Source organism: Streptomyces sp. NPDC005791 (assembly GCF_042871485.1).
GTDB lineage: Bacteria > Actinomycetota > Actinomycetes > Streptomycetales > Streptomycetaceae > Streptomyces.
This window is the reverse complement of sequence record NZ_JBIAIP010000005.1, coordinates 106,779-122,305: the sequence shown is the minus strand read 5'-3', so window position 1 is coordinate 122,305 and position 15,527 is coordinate 106,779. Positions and strand designations below refer to the sequence as shown.

Below are 15,527 nucleotides of genomic sequence, written 5' to 3'. Positions count from 1 at the left end.
CCCGGCTGGGTACGTACGAGTCCATGACGCCCACCGCCACGTACCGGCTCCAGCTCCAGCCGGACTTCCCGTTCGCCGCGGCCGCGGACGCCGTGCCGTATCTCGCCGAGCTCGGTGTCTCCCATCTGCATCTGTCGCCCGTCCTGGAGGCGGTGCCCGGTTCCGGCCACGGTTACGACGTCGTCGACCACCACTCTGTGCGGGCCGAGTTCGGGGGCGAGGAGGGCCTGCGGGCGCTGGCAGGTACGGCGCGCGCCCACGGCCTCGGGATCGTCCTGGACATCGTGCCGAACCACATGGCCGCCGCTCCCCGGCACAACCGGCAGCTGTGGGAGGTGCTGCGCGAGGGACCGGACTCCCCGTACGCCCGCTGGTTCGACATCGACTGGGCTGCGGGCGGCGGCAAGGTACTGCTGCCCGTGCTCGCGGGCCGGATCGGCGAGGAGAGCGGCAGCTTCGAGCCGGGCGCCAGGGACGACGGCGCACCCGTGCTCCGGTACGGCGATCTGGAGTTCCCCCTGCGCGAGGGCACGGCCGGCCTCCCGCTGCCCGAGCTGCTGGCCGCCCAGCACTACCGGCTCGCCTGGTGGCGGCTGGCCAGGACGGAGCTGAACTACCGGCGGTTCTTCACCATCTCCGAGCTGATCGGTGTCCGGGTGGAGTACCCCGAGGTGTTCACCGCCACCCACGGGAAGATTCTCGAACTGGTCCGCGACGGAGTCGTCGACGGGCTGCGCGTCGACCATCCGGACGGGCTGGCCGACCCGGCCGCGTACCTCGGACGGCTCGGTGACGCGACCGGCGGGCGATGGACGGTGGTGGAGAAGATCCTCACCGCTTCCGAGTCCCTGCCGGCGGGCTGGGCGGTCGCGGGGACCACGGGCTACGACGCGCTGCACCGGATCGACGGTCTGTTCACCGACCCGGTGGGCGCGGCGGACCTGCTCGGCCGCTACCGGGACTTCGCGGGGCCTCCCGGGGACCGCGGCGGCTACTGGACGGCGACCGTGAGGCGTGCGGCGTACCGCGTGGTCACCCACGAGCTGGCCGCCGAGACGGAGTGGCTGACCCGGCTCGCCGTCCAGGCGTGCGCGGGGGACGCGGCCCTGCACGACCACGCGCCGTGGGCGCTCCGCACGGCGGTGCGTGAGCTGCTGGTGCGGGTGCCCGTCTACCGGCCGTACGTGACGGCGGGCGGACCGCTCACGGAGATCGCCGAGTCGACGCTGCCGGCCGAGGCGGTGCGGGACGCCAAGGCGGTGTTCTCGGTTCCCCAGGAGGCGGAGGCCGTCGACGTCGTACGGGATCTGGCGCTGGGCCGCCTCGGTGACGGACCCGAACACGTCGCCTTCTGCGACCGGTTCGCACAGACGGCGTCGGCGCTGCACGCCAAGTCGGTGGAGGACACGGCGTTCTACCGCTACGTCCCGCTGATCTCGGCGACCGAGGTGGGTGGCGACCCGGGCCGGCCGGCGGTGAGCCCGGAGGAGTTCCATGCGTTCTGCGCCCGGATCGCACGGGACTGGCCGGCCACCGGCACGGTACTGACCACGCACGACACCAAGCGCAGCGGGGACGTCCGGGCCCGGATCGCGGTCCTGTCCGAGTGCCCCGAGAGGTGGTCCTCGCTGGTGGCGCAGCTGTCCAGGGCGACATCCGTGGCCGCCCCGGATCCCCAGCTGGCCTGGCAGGCCTGGCAGTCGGCCTACGGCTGCGCGGGAGTGCCCTCGGGTGAGATGGCGGGCAGGCTGGAGCCGGCGCTGCTGAAGTCCGTGCGTGAGGCGGGTCTGTTCACCAGCTGGACCGAGCCCGATCCGGCGTACGAGCGGGCGGTGACCGATTTCGTGGCGGCGGGCCCGGGCAGCGACGCGGGAGAGGCACGGGAGACGCTGACCCGGTTCGCGGAGACCCTCGGCCCCTTCGTACGCGCCAATGTGCTGGGTGCCGCGCTGGTGCATCTGACGATGCCGGGCGTGCCCGATCTGTATCAGGGCACGGAACGGGAGTACATCGCGCTGGTGGACCCGGACAACCGGCGTCCGTTCACCCGGCCCGACGGGGGGGACGAGAAGACCGCACTGACCGTCGCCGCTCTGCGCCTGCGCCGGGAACGCCCGGACCTCTTCGGCGAGTCGGGCACCTACGCCCCGTTGGGGGCCCGGGGCCCGGCGGCCGCGCACTGCCTGGCGTTCTGCCGGTCCGGCGAGGTGGTCACGGCGGTGACCCGGCTGGCGCTGCGGCTCGACGAGGAGGGCGGCTGGCGCGATACAGCGCTCACGCTGCCCGATGAGGGTCAGTGGACCGATCTGCTGGCGCCCGGACGGCAGTTCGGGGGGGCTGCCGTCCCGGTGGCGGAGCTGTTCGCGGACCGTCCGGTGGCACTGCTGGTCAGAACGGGACGCTGAGGGCCCCGCGGGCTCAGGCCGGCGGGACGGGGAGGGACGCGGCCAGCCGGAAGGTCATCCGGCCGAAGCTCACCTGGTCGCCGTCGCGCACCACCACGGAGCCGACGACCCGTTGTCCGTTGACGCACGTGCCGTTCGTCGATCCCAGATCGCGCAGGATCCATCGGCTGCCGTGGGCGGTCAGTTCGGCGTGCCGCCGCGACACCGTCTCGTGGCTGAGCCGGAGTCCGTTCCCCGGGTCACGGCCGATGAGCAGTGGGTGCGGGCCCGGCATCGGAAGCAGGAGCCTGGGCAGCCGCTCGGACTGCCAGGCCCGGCGCAGTCTGGCCGGAAAGGCGGAGACCCCGCCCACCGCGCGGAACAGCCCCTGGGACCAGCGCCCGCCCGCCTCCAGGTCCGAGGTGAGCGCCTTCAGCTCCTCGGAACGCCGGGCGGTCAGGGCCAGTTCCATGCGTCGCAGGAAGGTGTCGTGGGAGAGCTTCCCCTGCGCTGCGCCGTCTCTGAGCACACCGAGGACACGGTCGCGCTCGGCGTCCGACAGCCGCGCGGGATACGTGTGGAACTCGAAGGAGGACGTCACAGAACCGATTGTCGGTCCGAGACGCCCGGGGTGTCCAGACGATGCCCGATTCCGGGTGCTCCGACCTGGGCCGCAGCGGGTAATCACCGTACGGCCGGGGGCGGAGGTTGTTAGGGTCGCACGCCGCCGCCCACCGGCCGCGGCACCCTCCCGAGGAGACTCTGTGACCCCTGCACCATCGGAACCGACCATCCGCCCGCTCAGCGGAGCGGACGAGCTCGGTCTCTTCTGCCGTCTTTCCTACGTCCTGGACCACGAGCTGGCCGACGACCTCGCCACCGGCCGCCGCCGCCCCGAGTGGATGTGGGTGGCCCTGCGCGGCGACCGGGTGGTGGGCCGGCTCTCCTGGTGGACCGGTCAGGACGGAGGCGCCCCCCAGTTCCTGGACTTCTTCGACCTGGACGACACCCTGCCGGAGCCGGACCGCGGCGAGATCGGGCTGCGCCTGCTCGAGACCGCGACGGCCGCTGTCCTGCCCGCCGGTTCCGCCCGCCCCGAGTACGGGCGGTTCATCCCGCCGCACTGGCGCGAGGACCCGGCGGCGCGCGATGTCGTCGAGGCGCGGATACGGGTCATGGAGGCGAGCGGCGCCCGGATGCTGGTCGAACGGCTGCGCCTCGAGTGGCGTGCGGGCACAGCCGTGCCCGAGGACACCGGCCGGCTGGTGTTCCGCCAGGTCACCGGGCGCGAGGACCTCGTGGCGCTGATGGCCCCGGTGCTGGAGGGCACCCTCGACGCACACGGCCAGGCGCATCTGGCGAGCGGCCTGAGCGCCCGTGAGGCGGCGGAGAAGCACTACGACGAGGAGTTCGCGCACCTGAAGACCCCTCAGGAGTGGTGGCGCATCGCGCAGCTTCCCGGCGGTGAGCCGGTGGGGTTCGTCATTCCGGCCCGCAACAACTACCACCCGGTGATCGCGTACATCGGCGTGCTGCCCGAGCACCGCGGCAACGGCTACATCGACGACATCCTCGCGGAGGGCACCCGGGTGCTGGCGGCTCAGGGCGTGGACCGCGTCCGGGCCGCGACGGATCTCGGCAACGTGCCGATGGCCGAGGCGTTCGCGCGCCTGGGTTACGTCAACTTCGAGCGCGCGTTCGACATGGTGTGGGACCAGCCGTGAACGGCCCGGCGGTTCCGGCTCGGACACCAGGCCCCCAGTCCCCGTCCATCGGCGCCCGGCAAGCCACCGCGTCCCCCGGTGACCGGTCCTGACGGGCAGTGACCCTCGGCGTCGGAGTTCTCGACGTCCTTGCGGTGGTCGGCCTCACTCGCCCCGTACACGAGAGTGTGCCGTCCGTGGAGCGGAGGACGTGTGGTGTCGAGCGCCCGGCGGGATCCGGGCCGCCGCCCCCGTCGATCACCACATCGGCGGCGGTGCGCGCGACCACGTGCCCGGGAGGGAACACGAGTGAGGCGGCCTCGCCGGCGAGCCGGCCCGAATCGAACGATCGAGGGCCGGCCCGCCGGCAACCAGGGTGATCAGCCTGCGATGGTGGCGAGATTGCCGGGCTCGTAGGCGCCGCCCTGGTTGTTGAGGATGACGCCGAGCCGGTTGGTCGCGTTGATCATGGCGATCAGGGAGACCAGTGCGATGGTCTGGTCGTCGTCGTAGTGCTTGCGGACCTGGGCCCAGGTCTCGTCGGAGACGCCCTCATGGCTGTCGATGATGCGGGTGCCCTCCTCGGTGAGGGCCAGCGCGGCCCGTTCGGCCTCGGTGAACACGGTGGAGTGACGCCAGGTGGCGACCAGGTTCAGCCGGGCCGCGGTCTCGCCGGCTGCTGCGGCGTCCTTGCCGTGGATGTCGACGCAGAAGCCGCAGCCGTTGATCTGGCTGGCACGCAGCTGCACCAGCTCCTGGGTGGGCTCGGGCAGCGGCGACTCGCGGATCAACTGGCTCACGGCGAAGATCCGCTTGCCGATCTTCGCGCCGGTCTCGTTCACGAACAGGTTCATCCGGGGTTCCATCACAACGTCCTCACTCGTGGAATCGTGTGCCGCGCGAAACGTTCCCGCAGCGTCCTGATGCCCATGAGGCGCCGTCCGGCCCGGCCCTGTGACAGCACGGCGCTGTGACGAAGGCCACCGAGCTCGCGTGTCACGGGGCAGCGCCGAGCGGCGACTTGTGCGCGACACGGACAAGAGAAGTGACGGACAGGAGCCGACGATGGATGAGCGCACCGAACAAGCGGCCGACGTGACCGGGCACCGTCCGCACGCCCGGGGTACGGACCCCGCCACCGAGGCGTTCCTCGCCCATCGCAACCTGCTGTTCACCGTTGCCTACGAGATACTCGGGTCCGCCGCGGACGCCGAGGACGTCCTCCAGGAGACGTGGCTGCGCTGGGCGGACATCGACCACGACACGGTTCGGGACCCGCGTGCCTTCCTGGTCCGCATCACCACGCGCCAGGCGCTGACCCGGCTGCGTACGCTCCGTCGGCGCAAGGAGACCTACGTCGGCCCCTGGCTGCCCGAGCCCCTGCTCACCGCGCCCGATGTCGCCGAGGACATCGAGCTCGCCGACAGCGTCTCCATGGCGATGCTGCTCGTGCTGGAGACGCTCGCACCGACCGAGCGGGCCGTGTTCGTGTTGCGCGAGGTCTTCGATCTCGGGTACGACGAGATCGCGCAGGCCGTCGACAAGACCCCCACCGCGGTCCGGCAGATCGCCCACCGCGCACGGGCGCACGTCGCGGCGCGCCGACCGCGCGAGGTCATCTCCCCCGCTCGGTCGCGCATGGTGCTCGTGGCGTTCCAGCAGGCGGTCGCAACGGGCGACTTGCGGCGCCTGCTCGACATGATCGCCCCGGACGTGGTGCTGCTGACCGACGGGGGTGGGATCGTGCAGGCCGCGCTGGAGCCCGTCGTGGGTGCCGAAACGGTGGCCGCCGTGCTGAGCAGGCTCACCTCGGCGACCTTGGAGTCGGCACAGATCAACGGCCACCCCGCCCTGATCGTGCGTACGGGCGGCGAGATCGACACCGTCCTGGCGATACGCCACGAGGGCGGCCTCATCACCGCGCTCTATGCCGTCCGCAACCCCGAGAAGCTGTCACGCGTCGACCGGGAGACGGCAGTGGACCGCTGAGTCCGAACCCGCCCGCCGCGCTCGCCCGGGCCGGGCACCGCATCACCCAGGAGCGTGTTCACCTCGGGTGAGTTCCGGGCGGGGCGCACCGACGCCCGTGCGCTGCGCGCGGATCACGTCGCGGTACCAGGTGTAGGAGTCCTTGGGGGTGCGCCGCAGGGTCTCGTAGTCGATGTGGACCAGGCCGAACCGTTTGCTGGCGCCCTCGGTCCATTCGACGTTGTCGGTCAGCGACCAGGTGAAGTAGCCGCGCACGTCGACGCCCGCGTCGATCGCCGCACGCAGCGCCTCCAGGTGTGCTTCCAGGAAGGCGATGCGGCGGCCGTCGGCGACGGGCTCGTCGACCGCGCAGCCGTTCTCCGTGATGTAGACGGGCGGCAGCCGGTCGCCGAAGCGGTCCCTCAGCTGACCGAGCGTCTCGGCGAGCCCCTGGGGGACGACGGGCCAGCCGAAGTCGGTGGTGTCGTACCCCTCGATCTCCCTGATTCCGAAGGGGAGCCCGGCGGGCATCGAGTAGCCGGAGAAGGAGTCGAGCGCCTCGGGCCTGGGGGCGCCGACGAGGGTCGGGTTGTAGTAGTTGACGCCGTACCAGTCGAGTGGCGTGGAGATGACCTTGAGATCGTCATCGACCGGCCCGGGCATCAGTGCGGCGAAGCCCTCGTCGGGGTAGCGGCCGGTGAGGACCGGGTCGGCGAACAGCCAGTTGGTCAGGGTGTCGTAGATCTCCGCTCCCATGCGGTCCTCGTCGGAGTCACCCGCCGTCCAGACGGGGGTGTGCGAGAGCGCGATGCCGATGTTGCCGGCACCGGCGGCGCGCAGCGCCCGTACGGCCAGACCGTGGGCGAGCAGCTGGTGGTGGGCGGCCGGCAGCGCGTCGAAGAGGAGCGTGCGGCCGGGGGCGTGCTCGCCGAGCGCGTAGCCGAGCATCGTCACCTCGGCCGGTTCGTTGATGGTGATCCACATGGGCACCCGGTCGGCGAGGCGTTCCGCGACGATGCCCGCGTACTCGGCGAAGCGGTAGGCGGTGTCCCGGTTGAGCCAGCCGCCCGCCTCGTCCAGCGGGAGCGGGGTGTCCCAGTGGTAGAGGGTCGGAGCCGGGGTGATGCCGTTGGCGCAGAGTTCGTCGACGAGCCGGTCGTAGAAGTCCAGTCCGGCGGGGTTGAGCGAGCCGCTGCCGCCGGGCACGACGCGGGGCCAGCTGATGGAGAAGCGGAACGCGTCCACGCCGAGTCCGGCGAGCAGGGCGACGTCCTCGCGGTAGTGCTCGTGGAAGCCGGTGCCCCGGGTGGTGTCGGTGCCGTCCTTGATCCGGCCGGGCTGGGCGGCGAAGGCGTCCCAGCCGGAGGGCCCTTTACCGTCGGCGTCGCAGGCGCCCTCCGTCTGGAAAGCGGAGGCGGAGGCGCCCCACAGGAATCCGGGTGGGAAGGTCGGCACGGTCATCTCGGCCTCCAGCAGCCGTAAGAGGGACCTCGCATTACTGCCCGGGCTCCATGCGAATGAGCAGAACCCGGTAGGGCAATGATCAGGACCAGACCTTAATCGCCAGTTACGGGCTCGCTCCAGTGTCCCGGGGCCGTGCGTGCGAATTCCGCCGATCATGGGGCCTCCGGCGAGGCATCCGGTTCATGGACGAGGAGTGATGGATGCAGTTCGAGGTGTGGGCCCCTGAGGCCGGGTCCGTCGCGCTGTGCACGGCGGGCGGGCGCCTGCCGATGGCACGCGACCCGCTGCGCGCGGGCTGGTGGACCGCGGAGGCCGAAGCGGTGGACGGCGACCGCTACGGCTTCTCCCTCGACGACGGCCCGGTGCTGCCCGATCCGCGCTCCCGCCGCCAGCCCGACGGGCCCGACGGCGAGAGCGCGGTCGTCGACCACGGCGCGTACGCCTGGAACACCACCTGGGCGGGCCACGGGCTGCCCGGGGCCGTGCTGTACGAGCTGCACGTCGGCACGTTCACGGAGGCGGGCACCTTCGACGCCGCAGCCGCGCGGCTCGGCCACCTCGTGGACCTCGGCATCACCCATGTGGAGCTGATGCCCGTCTGCCCCTTCCCGGGAACCCACGGGTGGGGGTACGAAGGAGTCTCGCTCTGGGCGGTGCACGAGCCGTACGGCGGCCCGGACGGGTTGAAGCGCTTTGTCGACACGGCGCACGGGCTGGGTCTCGCCGTCGTCCTGGACGTGGTCCACAACCACCTGGGGCCCTCGGGCAACCACCTCCCGGCCTTCGGCCCGTACTTCACGGACACCCACCACACCCCCTGGGGCTCGGCCGTCAACCTCGACGCCCCCGGCTCGGACGAGGTGCGCGCCTACCTGCTGGGCAGTGCGCTCGCCTGGCTGCGGGACTACCGCCTGGACGGCCTGCGACTGGACGCCGTCCACGCTCTGGCCGACGGGCGGGCACTCACCTTCCTGGAGGAGCTCTCCACCGCCGTCGACGCGCTCGCCTCCGAGCTCGGCCGGCCGCTCGCACTGATCGCGGAGTCCGACCTCTGCGATCCTCGTACGACCACCCCCCGCACGGAGGGCGGCATCGGGCTGCACGCCCAGTGGAACGACGACTTCCACCACGCCCTGCACACCGCACTCACGGGCGAGTCCCAGGGCTACTACGCCGACTTCGCGGCCGCCCCGCTGTCCGCCCTCGCCAAGACCGTGACCAAGGCGTTCTTCCACGACGGTACGTACTCCGGCTTCCGCGGCCGCGCGCACGGCCGTCCCGTGGACGCCACCCGCACGCCCGCCCACCGTTTCGTCGGATACGCCCAGACCCACGACCAGATCGGGAACCGTGCCCTCGGCGACCGGCTCGCCGCCGGGCTCTCCCCCGGACTCCAGGCGTGCGCGGCGGCGCTCGTACTCACCGGGCCGTTCACCCCGATGCTCTTCATGGGCGAGGAGTGGGGCGCCCGCACCCCTTGGCAGTTCTTCACCGACCACACCGATCCCGAACTGGCCCGCGCCGTGCGCGACGGCAGGCGGAGGGAGTTCGCCGCACACGGCTGGGCCGAGGAGGACGTCCCCGATCCGCAGGACCCGGCCACCCGGGCCCGCTCCTGCCTCGACTGGAGCGAGCCGGAACGTGAGCCGCACGACAGGCTGCGCGCCTGGCACCGCCGGCTGATCGCCCTGCGCCGCGCCCTGCCGGACCTCTCCGACCCGGACCTTGCCTCGGTGCGGACGGCGTACGACGAGGAAGCCCGCTGGATCGCCTACCGGCGCGGCGATCTGCGGGTCGCGGTGAACCTCTCCGGCAAGCCCGCCGCCATCCCGCTGGGTGCCGGCCGTCACCGGGCCGGTGGCGGGAGGGTGCTGGCCGCGTGGGAGCCGGCCGGGACCCCCGGCGCCGACGGAGTACTGCACCTGCCGCCGGAATCGTGCGTCGTGCTCGCCGACGACTGAACAACGCCCTTGTCTTCGTGTGCACTTCAACTCATATGGTCTCGGCGACTGCCGGAGAACAGACGGAGGGGGATCCATGAAGCAGCGTTTCCTGGGACGTTCGGGGCTGCGCGTCAGCGAACTGTGCCTCGGCACCATGACGTTCGGCCAGGACACCGACGAGGCCGACGCACACCGCGTCCTGCCGTATCCCTACGACGTGCTGCACCGGTTCCGCGACCGCGAGCCGCAGGACTGAGGCCGGGCCCTACTCGACGACCGCCAGGGCGCGGGCGGTGGTGTTCAGCCGCCTGCCCCCGCTCTCCGTGACCGTGACGATGTCCTCGATGCGGACGCCGAAGCGGCCGGGGAGATAGATGCCCGGCTCCACGGAGAAGCACATCCCGGGCACGAGCGGCTGCTCCTCGCCCTCGATCATGTAGGGCGGTTCATGGGTGGTGACGCCGATGCCGTGGCCCGTGCGGTGGATGAACCGTTCGCCGTAGCCGAACTCGGTGATGACGGCACGGGCTGCCCGGTCGACGTCCTGGCAGGCCGCCCCGGGCCGCACGGCGTTGCAGCCGGCCTCCTGCGCCTCCCGTACGACGTCGTGGACACGCTGCTCCTCGGCGGTCGGCCCGCCGACGTGGACCGTGCGGGAGGTGTCGGACCCGTAGCCGTGCATCAGCCCGCCGAAGTCCAGGACCACCATGTCGCCCTGCTCGATGGTGCGGTCGCCCGCCTCGTGGTGCGGGTTCGCGCCGTTCGGTCCGGAGCCGACCACCGTGAAGTCGACCTGGGAGTGTCCGTGTTCCGTGAGGAGTGCGGCCAGATCGGCGGCCACGTCGCTCTCCCGGCGGCCGGAGAAGCGGACCTTCAGGATCTGCTCGTACGTCGCGTCGGCAGCGGCCCCGGCCGCGGCGAGCCGCTCCAGTTCGGCCGCGTCCTTGACGGCGCGCAGCATCGGCAGCGCCTCGGTGAGCGAGGCGTAGGACGTGTCGGGAAGGAGCTTGTGCAGGGCCAGCAGGTGCAGCGCCCAGGCGTTGTCGCTGATCCCGAACCTGCCCTTGGCGTCGAGCAGTCCGGCGGTCAGGGTGTAGGGGTTCGCGGCGTCGGTCCAGTCCCTCAGGGTGAGGGCGGGGGAACCGGCCGCACGCTCGGCGTCCGCCGCCTCCAGGGCCGGGACGACGAGGACGGGGTCGTGGCCGGCCCTGAGGACCAGCAGGGTGAGGCGTTCCGTGTCCGCGGTCGGCCGGTAGCCGGTGAGGTGGACCATGTCGGGGCCCGGCGCCACGAGGACGCCCGCCAGGCCCGCGGCGTCGGCGGACTCGGCCGCGCGGGCCATCCTGGCCCGGTAGTCGTCCGCGGTGAAGGGCACGGGCTGATCGGTACGGGACATGGAGACCTCCTGGCGGGGCGCGACGCGGCTCTCAGCATCCTGCCCGTCCGCACGGGTCGACGCGAGCGGGATTCGGGTCACGCCGCGCGGGCCGGCGCGGGCGTCGAAGGGTCCGTGCGCCGGTCAGCCGGACCGTACGACGAGGTCGGCGCGGTCGCGGTGCGGCTCGACCAGCCGCGCGTTGGGCTCGTCGGACCCGGCGACCCAGCGCTCGGCGTACGGGCGGGGTTTACCGAAGAGCACGTGCCGGTCGACGAGCCTGCTCACCCGCAGCGCCGGATCGGTGTCCAGGAACCACACCTCGTCCAGCAGTCCGCGCACCGGCGCCCAGGACCCCTCGTCCAGCAGCAGGTAGTTGCCCTCGGTCACGACGAGCGGGATGTCCGGGGGGACACACACCGACCCGGCGACCGGCTCCTCCAGCGCCCGGTCGAAGGCCGGCGCGTACACCGGGTCCGGGCCCTCGGGGTGGCGCAGCCTCCGGAGCAGGGCCGCGTATCCGGCGGCGTCGAACGTGTCGGGGGCGCCCTTGCGGTCCGCCCGCCCGAGTCGTTCCAGCTCCGCCCCCGCCAGGTGGAAGCCGTCCATCGGGACGAGGACCGCGCGCCCTTCGAGCCCTTCGACGACGCGGGCGGCCAGTGTGGACTTTCCGGCGCCGGGCGCACCAGCGATGCCGAGGATGCGGCGGCCCCCGGCGGCGGAGAGGCGGCGGGCGCGGTCGGTCAGCGCGGCGAGGTCGCTCGTGTCCATGGCGGGCATTGTCCCGGATCGGCCCGACCCGCGTTAGTGTTACGTATAACTTCCCCTTGCGCTCCCGAGGACGAGGATCCCCATGTCGCACATCGCTCTGGTCACCCTGGTCGTCCGCGACTACGACGAGGCACTCGCCTTCTACACCGACGCGCTCGGGTTCGAACCGGTGGAGGACACCGACCGGGGTGACGGCTCCCGCTGGGTCGTCGTCAGGCCACGAGGCACCACGGGCACAGGGCTCCTCCTGGCGCGCGCCAAGGACGAGACCCAGCTCGGGAGCGTCGGGGCGCAGACAGGCGGACGCGTCGGCTTCTTCCTGCACACCGAGGACTTCGCGGGCGACCACGAGCGGATGCGGGCAGCCGGGGTCCGCTTCCTGGAGGAGCCGAGGCACGAGGTGTACGGCTCCGTCGCGGTGTTCGAGGACCTCTACGGCAACCGGTGGGACCTGCTGCAGCCGGCCTGACCGCCCCGGGGCATCAGACAGGCGTGGCCGCCGCCGCGCGCAGCGCTTCCAGGACCGGCTTGATCAGCGGGTGCCCCTCGGCCCCCTGCCGTACGGCGGCGAAGACCCTCCGGGTGGGGGCGGCTCCCTCCACCGGCCGTACGACGACCCGGCCGAGCTCCGTGTCGCGCAGCGCCGAGCGGGGCACCAGTGCCACCCCTGCACCGGCCCCGGCCAGGGCGACCACGGCGTGGAAGTCGTCCGAGGAGTGCTCCAACTGGGGCTCGAAACCCGCGTACTCGCAGGCCAGGACCACTACATCGTGGCAGGGGTTGCCGGGGTACGGCCCGATCCAGGTGTCACCGGCGAGATCGGCGACAGCCACCTGGTCCTGCTCCGCGAGACGGTGGCCGACCGGCAGCACCGCGTCGAAGGGTTCGGAGTACAGCGGCACCCGGGTCAGGCGCCGGTCGCCGTCACCGGGCGCGCCCCGGTATTCGACGGCGACCGCCACGTCGACCTGGCGGTCCAGCACCATCGGCACACTCGCGTCGCCCTCGGCGTCCTGCACCCGGACCCGGATGCCCGGCGCGGTGCGGTGGAGCTCGGCGATCGCGGGTGCGAGGACGAGTCCGATGCCCGTGGCGAACGCGGCGACGGTGACCGTCCCCGCGACGCCCGCGCTGTAGTCGGCGAGTTCCGCCTCCGCCCGTTCCAGCTGAGCGAGGACCGCGTTGGCGTGGGTCAGCAGGATCTCCCCGGCGGCGGTCATCCGGGCGCCCCGCGCCCCGCGCTCGACCAGCCGGTGGCCGGTCTCCTGCTCCAGGGCGGCGAGCTGCTGGGAGACCGCCGAGGGGGTCAGATACAGCGCGGCGGCCGCGGCGGTCACCGTGCGGTGGTCGGCCACCGCACGCAGGACACGCAGCCGTCGAGCATCGATCATGCGCCCATTGTCCCAGGTCGTGAGAGGGTTCCCCGCCTCCTGGCCGGTCCGGTCCTACGCCTCCAGCGCGGCCCGTGCGTCGACGAACGCGTCCACGGCACGGTCGACGTCGTCGCTGGAGTGCGCGGCGGAGAGCTGGACGCGGATGCGCGCGGCGCCCTGCGGGACGACGGGGTAGGAGAACCCGATCACGTACACACCGCGCTCGAGGAGCAGCTCCGCCATCCGGCCTGCCTTCGCCGCGTCCCCGATCATGACGGGGGCGATGGCGTGGTCGCCGGGCAGGATGTCGAAGCCCTCCTCCGTCATCCGGGAGCGGAAGAGCGCGGTGTTGGCATTCAGCTGCTCGCGCAGGTCGCCCGCGGACTCCAGCAGGTCGACGACCTTGAGCGAGGCGGCGGCGATGACCGGGGCGAGCGAGTTGGAGAAGAGGTACGGGCGCGAGCGCTGGCGCAGCAGCGCGACGATCTCGGCGCGCGCGGCGACGTAACCTCCGGACGCGCCGCCCAGGGCCTTGCCCAGCGTGCCGGTGAGGATGTCGACCCGGTCCATGACGCCGTGCAGCTCGGGAGTGCCCCGGCCGCCGGGGCCGACGAAGCCGACGGCGTGCGAGTCGTCGACCATGACCATGGCGTCGTAGCGGTCGGCGAGGTCGCAGATCTCGGCGAGCGGGGCGACGTAGCCGTCCATGGAGAAGACGCCGTCGGTGACGACGAGGCGGCGCCGCGCCCCGGAGGCCTCCTTGAGCTGCTGCTCCAGGTCGGCCATGTCGCGGTTGGCGTAGCGGTACCGCTTCGCCTTGGACAGGCGGATGCCGTCGATGATCGAGGCATGGTTGAGGGCGTCGGAGATCACCGCGTCCTCGGGGCCGAGCAGCGTCTCGAAGACTCCGCCGTTGGCGTCGAAGCAGGAGGAGTAGAGGATCGTGTCCTCCTGCCCGAGGAAGGTGGAGAGCCGCTGCTCCAGCTCCTTGTGGACCTCCTGGGTGCCGCAGATGAAGCGGACGGACGCGAGCCCGTAGCCCCAGCGGTCCAGCGCCTCGTGGGCGGCGGCGACGACCTCGGGGTGGTCGGCGAGGCCCAGGTAGTTGTTGGCGCAGAAGTTGAGCACCTCACCCGCGCGGCCTCCGGAGGTGACGGAGACGGTGGCGGACTGCGGGGTGCCGATGACCCGCTCGGGCTTCTGGAGTCCGGCGTCGCGGATCTCGTCGAGGGTGGTGCGCAGGTCGTCGCGTACGGAATCGAACATGAGGGGTGTCTCCCAGGTGTATACGGGTGCGTACGAGGAGCTTCAGGCGGCCCAGTCGAGCAGGACCTTGCCGCCGAGACCGCTCGCGGCGTCGTCGAAGGCGGCTTCGAAGTCGCGGTAGCCGTACCGGCCGGTGATCACGGGGGCGAGGTCGAGCCCGCCCTCCAGGAGTACGGACATGGCGTACCACGTCTCGTACATCTCGCGGCCGTAGATGCCCTTGATCGTGAGCATCGAGGTGACGACGCGGGACCAGTCGACGGGGAATTCGGCGGAGGGCAGTCCGAGCATCGCGATCCGGCCGCCGTGCGTCATGTTCGCGATCATGTCCCGCATGGCCTCGGGACGTCCTGACATCTCCAGACCGATGTCGAATCCCTCGCGCAGGCCGAGCCGGCGCTGGCCGTCGGCGATCGTCTCCGCGCCGACGTTCAGGGCGAGGTTCACCCCGACCTTCCTGGCCAGCTCGAGCCGGGCCTCACTGACGTCGGTGATGACGACGTTGCGGGCACCCGCGTGGCGGGCGACGGCGGCGGCCATGATGCCGATCGGGCCCGCGCCGGTGATCAGCACGTCCTCGCCGACCAGCGGGAAGGACAGCGCGGTGTGCACGGCGTTGCCGAACGGGTCGAAGATGGCGGCGACGTCGAGGTCGACCTCGTCCCGGTGCACCCAGACGTTCGACGCGGGCAGCGCCAGGTACTCGGCGAACGCCCCGTCCCGGCCGACCCCGAGCCCCAGGGTGGAGCGGCACAGGTGCCGGCGCCCGGCGAGACAGTTGCGGCACTTCCCGCAGACGAGGTGGCCCTCGCCGCTGACCAGGTCACCGATCTTGATGTCGACGACGTCCGCGCCGGTCCCGGCGACCTCGCCGACGAACTCGTGGCCCAGGACGAGCGGCGTCCGCACGGCCTGCTGCGCCCAGCCGTCGTAGTCACGGATGTGCAGGTCGGTGCCGCAGATGCCGGTGCGCAACACCTTGATCAGCACGTCGCCGGGGCCGACCTCCGGCTCCGGCACGTCCATCAGCCACAGTCCCGGCTCGGCCTTGTGCTTCACGAGTGCCTTCACGGCTGCGGCTCCCTGTACCTGGTACGTGCGGATGTCCCGGGCCAGGGCATGCCGAAGTCGGCCTGCGGCCCTGGGTGCGTGGGGTGACGACTGACGGAGCAGGGCGAACGGGTCATCCGCCGCACGCTGCCGTCACAGAGACCTTGCCGCACGCCGGACCCCGGGTCCATCGAGGATTTCTTAAGCGCCGCCGCAGCTCAGCTTCACAC

13 protein-coding genes and 1 pseudogene are annotated in these 15,527 nt (G+C 72.1%); 6 read left to right on the top strand and 8 right to left on the bottom strand.

Annotated elements, in window-relative coordinates:
* Positions 1-23 precede the first annotated feature (23 nt).
* Positions 24-2,405, top strand: coding sequence for a malto-oligosyltrehalose synthase (gene treY, locus ACFYSH_RS12105; protein WP_388752118.1), 2,382 nt, complete (start codon positions 24-26; stop codon positions 2,403-2,405).
* A gap of 13 nt (positions 2,406-2,418) precedes the next feature.
* Here treY and ACFYSH_RS12100 read toward each other — a convergent pair whose 3' ends face one another.
* On the bottom strand, positions 2,419-2,985 hold the full coding sequence (locus tag ACFYSH_RS12100) for a DUF1707 and FHA domain-containing protein (RefSeq protein WP_359468225.1): 567 nt from the start codon (positions 2,983-2,985) through the stop codon (positions 2,419-2,421).
* A 163-nt stretch (positions 2,986-3,148) separates the two neighbouring features.
* Here ACFYSH_RS12100 and ACFYSH_RS12095 point away from each other — a divergent pair, with 163 nt between their 5' ends.
* Complete coding sequence (locus ACFYSH_RS12095; RefSeq protein WP_359468228.1) at positions 3,149-4,108, top strand: GNAT family N-acetyltransferase; 960 nt, start codon at positions 3,149-3,151, stop codon at positions 4,106-4,108.
* 359 nt (positions 4,109-4,467) lie between these two features.
* Here the strand turns inward: ACFYSH_RS12095 and ACFYSH_RS12090 are convergent, their stop codons facing one another.
* Complete coding sequence (locus ACFYSH_RS12090) at positions 4,468-4,953, bottom strand: carboxymuconolactone decarboxylase family protein (protein ID WP_388752115.1); 486 nt, start codon at positions 4,951-4,953, stop codon at positions 4,468-4,470.
* A gap of 199 nt (positions 4,954-5,152) precedes the next feature.
* Between ACFYSH_RS12090 and ACFYSH_RS12085 the strand changes: the two genes are divergently transcribed.
* Positions 5,153-6,076 (top strand): RNA polymerase sigma-70 factor, encoded by a 924-nt coding sequence (locus ACFYSH_RS12085; RefSeq protein ID WP_359468234.1) that lies wholly within the window; start codon positions 5,153-5,155, stop codon positions 6,074-6,076.
* A gap of 42 nt (positions 6,077-6,118) precedes the next feature.
* Here ACFYSH_RS12085 and ACFYSH_RS12080 read toward each other — a convergent pair whose 3' ends face one another.
* The gene (locus ACFYSH_RS12080; RefSeq protein WP_359468236.1) at positions 6,119-7,516 is read right to left on the bottom strand and encodes a GH1 family beta-glucosidase; all 1,398 of its coding nucleotides are present in this window, start codon (positions 7,514-7,516) and stop codon (positions 6,119-6,121) included.
* Positions 7,517-7,719: 203 nt separating this feature from the next.
* Here ACFYSH_RS12080 and treZ point away from each other — a divergent pair, with 203 nt between their 5' ends.
* On the top strand, positions 7,720-9,480 hold the full coding sequence (gene treZ, locus ACFYSH_RS12075) for a malto-oligosyltrehalose trehalohydrolase (RefSeq protein WP_359468239.1): 1,761 nt from the start codon (positions 7,720-7,722) through the stop codon (positions 9,478-9,480).
* 76 nt (positions 9,481-9,556) lie between these two features.
* A pseudogene (locus ACFYSH_RS12070) lies at positions 9,557-9,664 on the top strand (aldo/keto reductase); the annotation flags it as partial.
* Positions 9,665-9,727: 63 nt separating this feature from the next.
* Here ACFYSH_RS12070 and ACFYSH_RS12065 read toward each other — a convergent pair.
* Together ACFYSH_RS12065 and ACFYSH_RS12060 are read right to left on the bottom strand one after the other, a co-directional pair.
* Entirely contained in the window at positions 9,728-10,858 is a 1,131-nt protein-coding gene (locus ACFYSH_RS12065) for a M24 family metallopeptidase (RefSeq protein ID WP_388752112.1), read from the bottom strand.
* A gap of 123 nt (positions 10,859-10,981) precedes the next feature.
* Positions 10,982-11,608 carry a nucleoside/nucleotide kinase family protein gene (locus ACFYSH_RS12060; protein ID WP_388752110.1) on the bottom strand — a complete coding sequence of 209 codons (627 nt, stop codon included), beginning with the start codon at positions 11,606-11,608 and terminating at the stop codon, positions 10,982-10,984.
* Between the two features lie 82 nt (positions 11,609-11,690).
* On the opposite strand from ACFYSH_RS12060, the gene ACFYSH_RS12055 reads away from it, so the two are divergent.
* On the top strand, positions 11,691-12,077 hold the full coding sequence (locus ACFYSH_RS12055) for a VOC family protein (RefSeq protein WP_359468246.1): 387 nt from the start codon (positions 11,691-11,693) through the stop codon (positions 12,075-12,077).
* A gap of 13 nt (positions 12,078-12,090) precedes the next feature.
* On the opposite strand, the gene ACFYSH_RS12050 is transcribed toward ACFYSH_RS12055, so the two are convergent.
* From ACFYSH_RS12050 to tdh, 3 genes are read right to left on the bottom strand one after another with little or no spacing between them, the layout of a single operon-like run.
* A complete protein-coding gene (locus tag ACFYSH_RS12050; RefSeq protein ID WP_359468248.1) occupies positions 12,091-12,999 on the bottom strand; it encodes a LysR family transcriptional regulator in 909 nt (302 codons plus the stop codon).
* Between the two features lie 54 nt (positions 13,000-13,053).
* Positions 13,054-14,247, bottom strand: coding sequence for a glycine C-acetyltransferase (locus ACFYSH_RS12045; RefSeq protein WP_388752108.1), 1,194 nt, complete (start codon positions 14,245-14,247; stop codon positions 13,054-13,056).
* 42 nt (positions 14,248-14,289) lie between these two features.
* Positions 14,290-15,318, bottom strand: a complete 1,029-nt coding sequence (gene tdh / locus ACFYSH_RS12040) for an L-threonine 3-dehydrogenase (protein WP_359468253.1) — start codon at positions 15,316-15,318, stop codon at positions 14,290-14,292.
* Positions 15,319-15,527 lie beyond the last annotated feature (209 nt).

What these genes read in the sequence shown, in the direction of transcription:
- treY (WP_388752118.1), top strand. Translation starts at nt 24, where the DNA reads ATGACGCCCACCGCCACGTACCGGCTCCAGCTCCAGCCGGACTTCCCG.
- ACFYSH_RS12090 (WP_388752115.1), bottom strand. Translation starts at nt 4,953, where the DNA reads ATGGAACCCCGGATGAACCTGTTCGTGAACGAGACCGGCGCGAAGATC.
- ACFYSH_RS12085 (WP_359468234.1), top strand. Translation starts at nt 5,153, where the DNA reads ATGGATGAGCGCACCGAACAAGCGGCCGACGTGACCGGGCACCGTCCG.
- ACFYSH_RS12080 (WP_359468236.1), bottom strand. Translation starts at nt 7,516, where the DNA reads ATGACCGTGCCGACCTTCCCACCCGGATTCCTGTGGGGCGCCTCCGCC.
- treZ (WP_359468239.1), top strand. Translation starts at nt 7,720, where the DNA reads ATGCAGTTCGAGGTGTGGGCCCCTGAGGCCGGGTCCGTCGCGCTGTGC.
- ACFYSH_RS12065 (WP_388752112.1), bottom strand. Translation starts at nt 10,858, where the DNA reads ATGTCCCGTACCGATCAGCCCGTGCCCTTCACCGCGGACGACTACCGG.
- ACFYSH_RS12060 (WP_388752110.1), bottom strand. Translation starts at nt 11,608, where the DNA reads ATGGACACGAGCGACCTCGCCGCGCTGACCGACCGCGCCCGCCGCCTC.
- ACFYSH_RS12055 (WP_359468246.1), top strand. Translation starts at nt 11,691, where the DNA reads ATGTCGCACATCGCTCTGGTCACCCTGGTCGTCCGCGACTACGACGAG.
- ACFYSH_RS12050 (WP_359468248.1), bottom strand. Translation starts at nt 12,999, where the DNA reads ATGATCGATGCTCGACGGCTGCGTGTCCTGCGTGCGGTGGCCGACCAC.
- ACFYSH_RS12045 (WP_388752108.1), bottom strand. Translation starts at nt 14,247, where the DNA reads ATGTTCGATTCCGTACGCGACGACCTGCGCACCACCCTCGACGAGATC.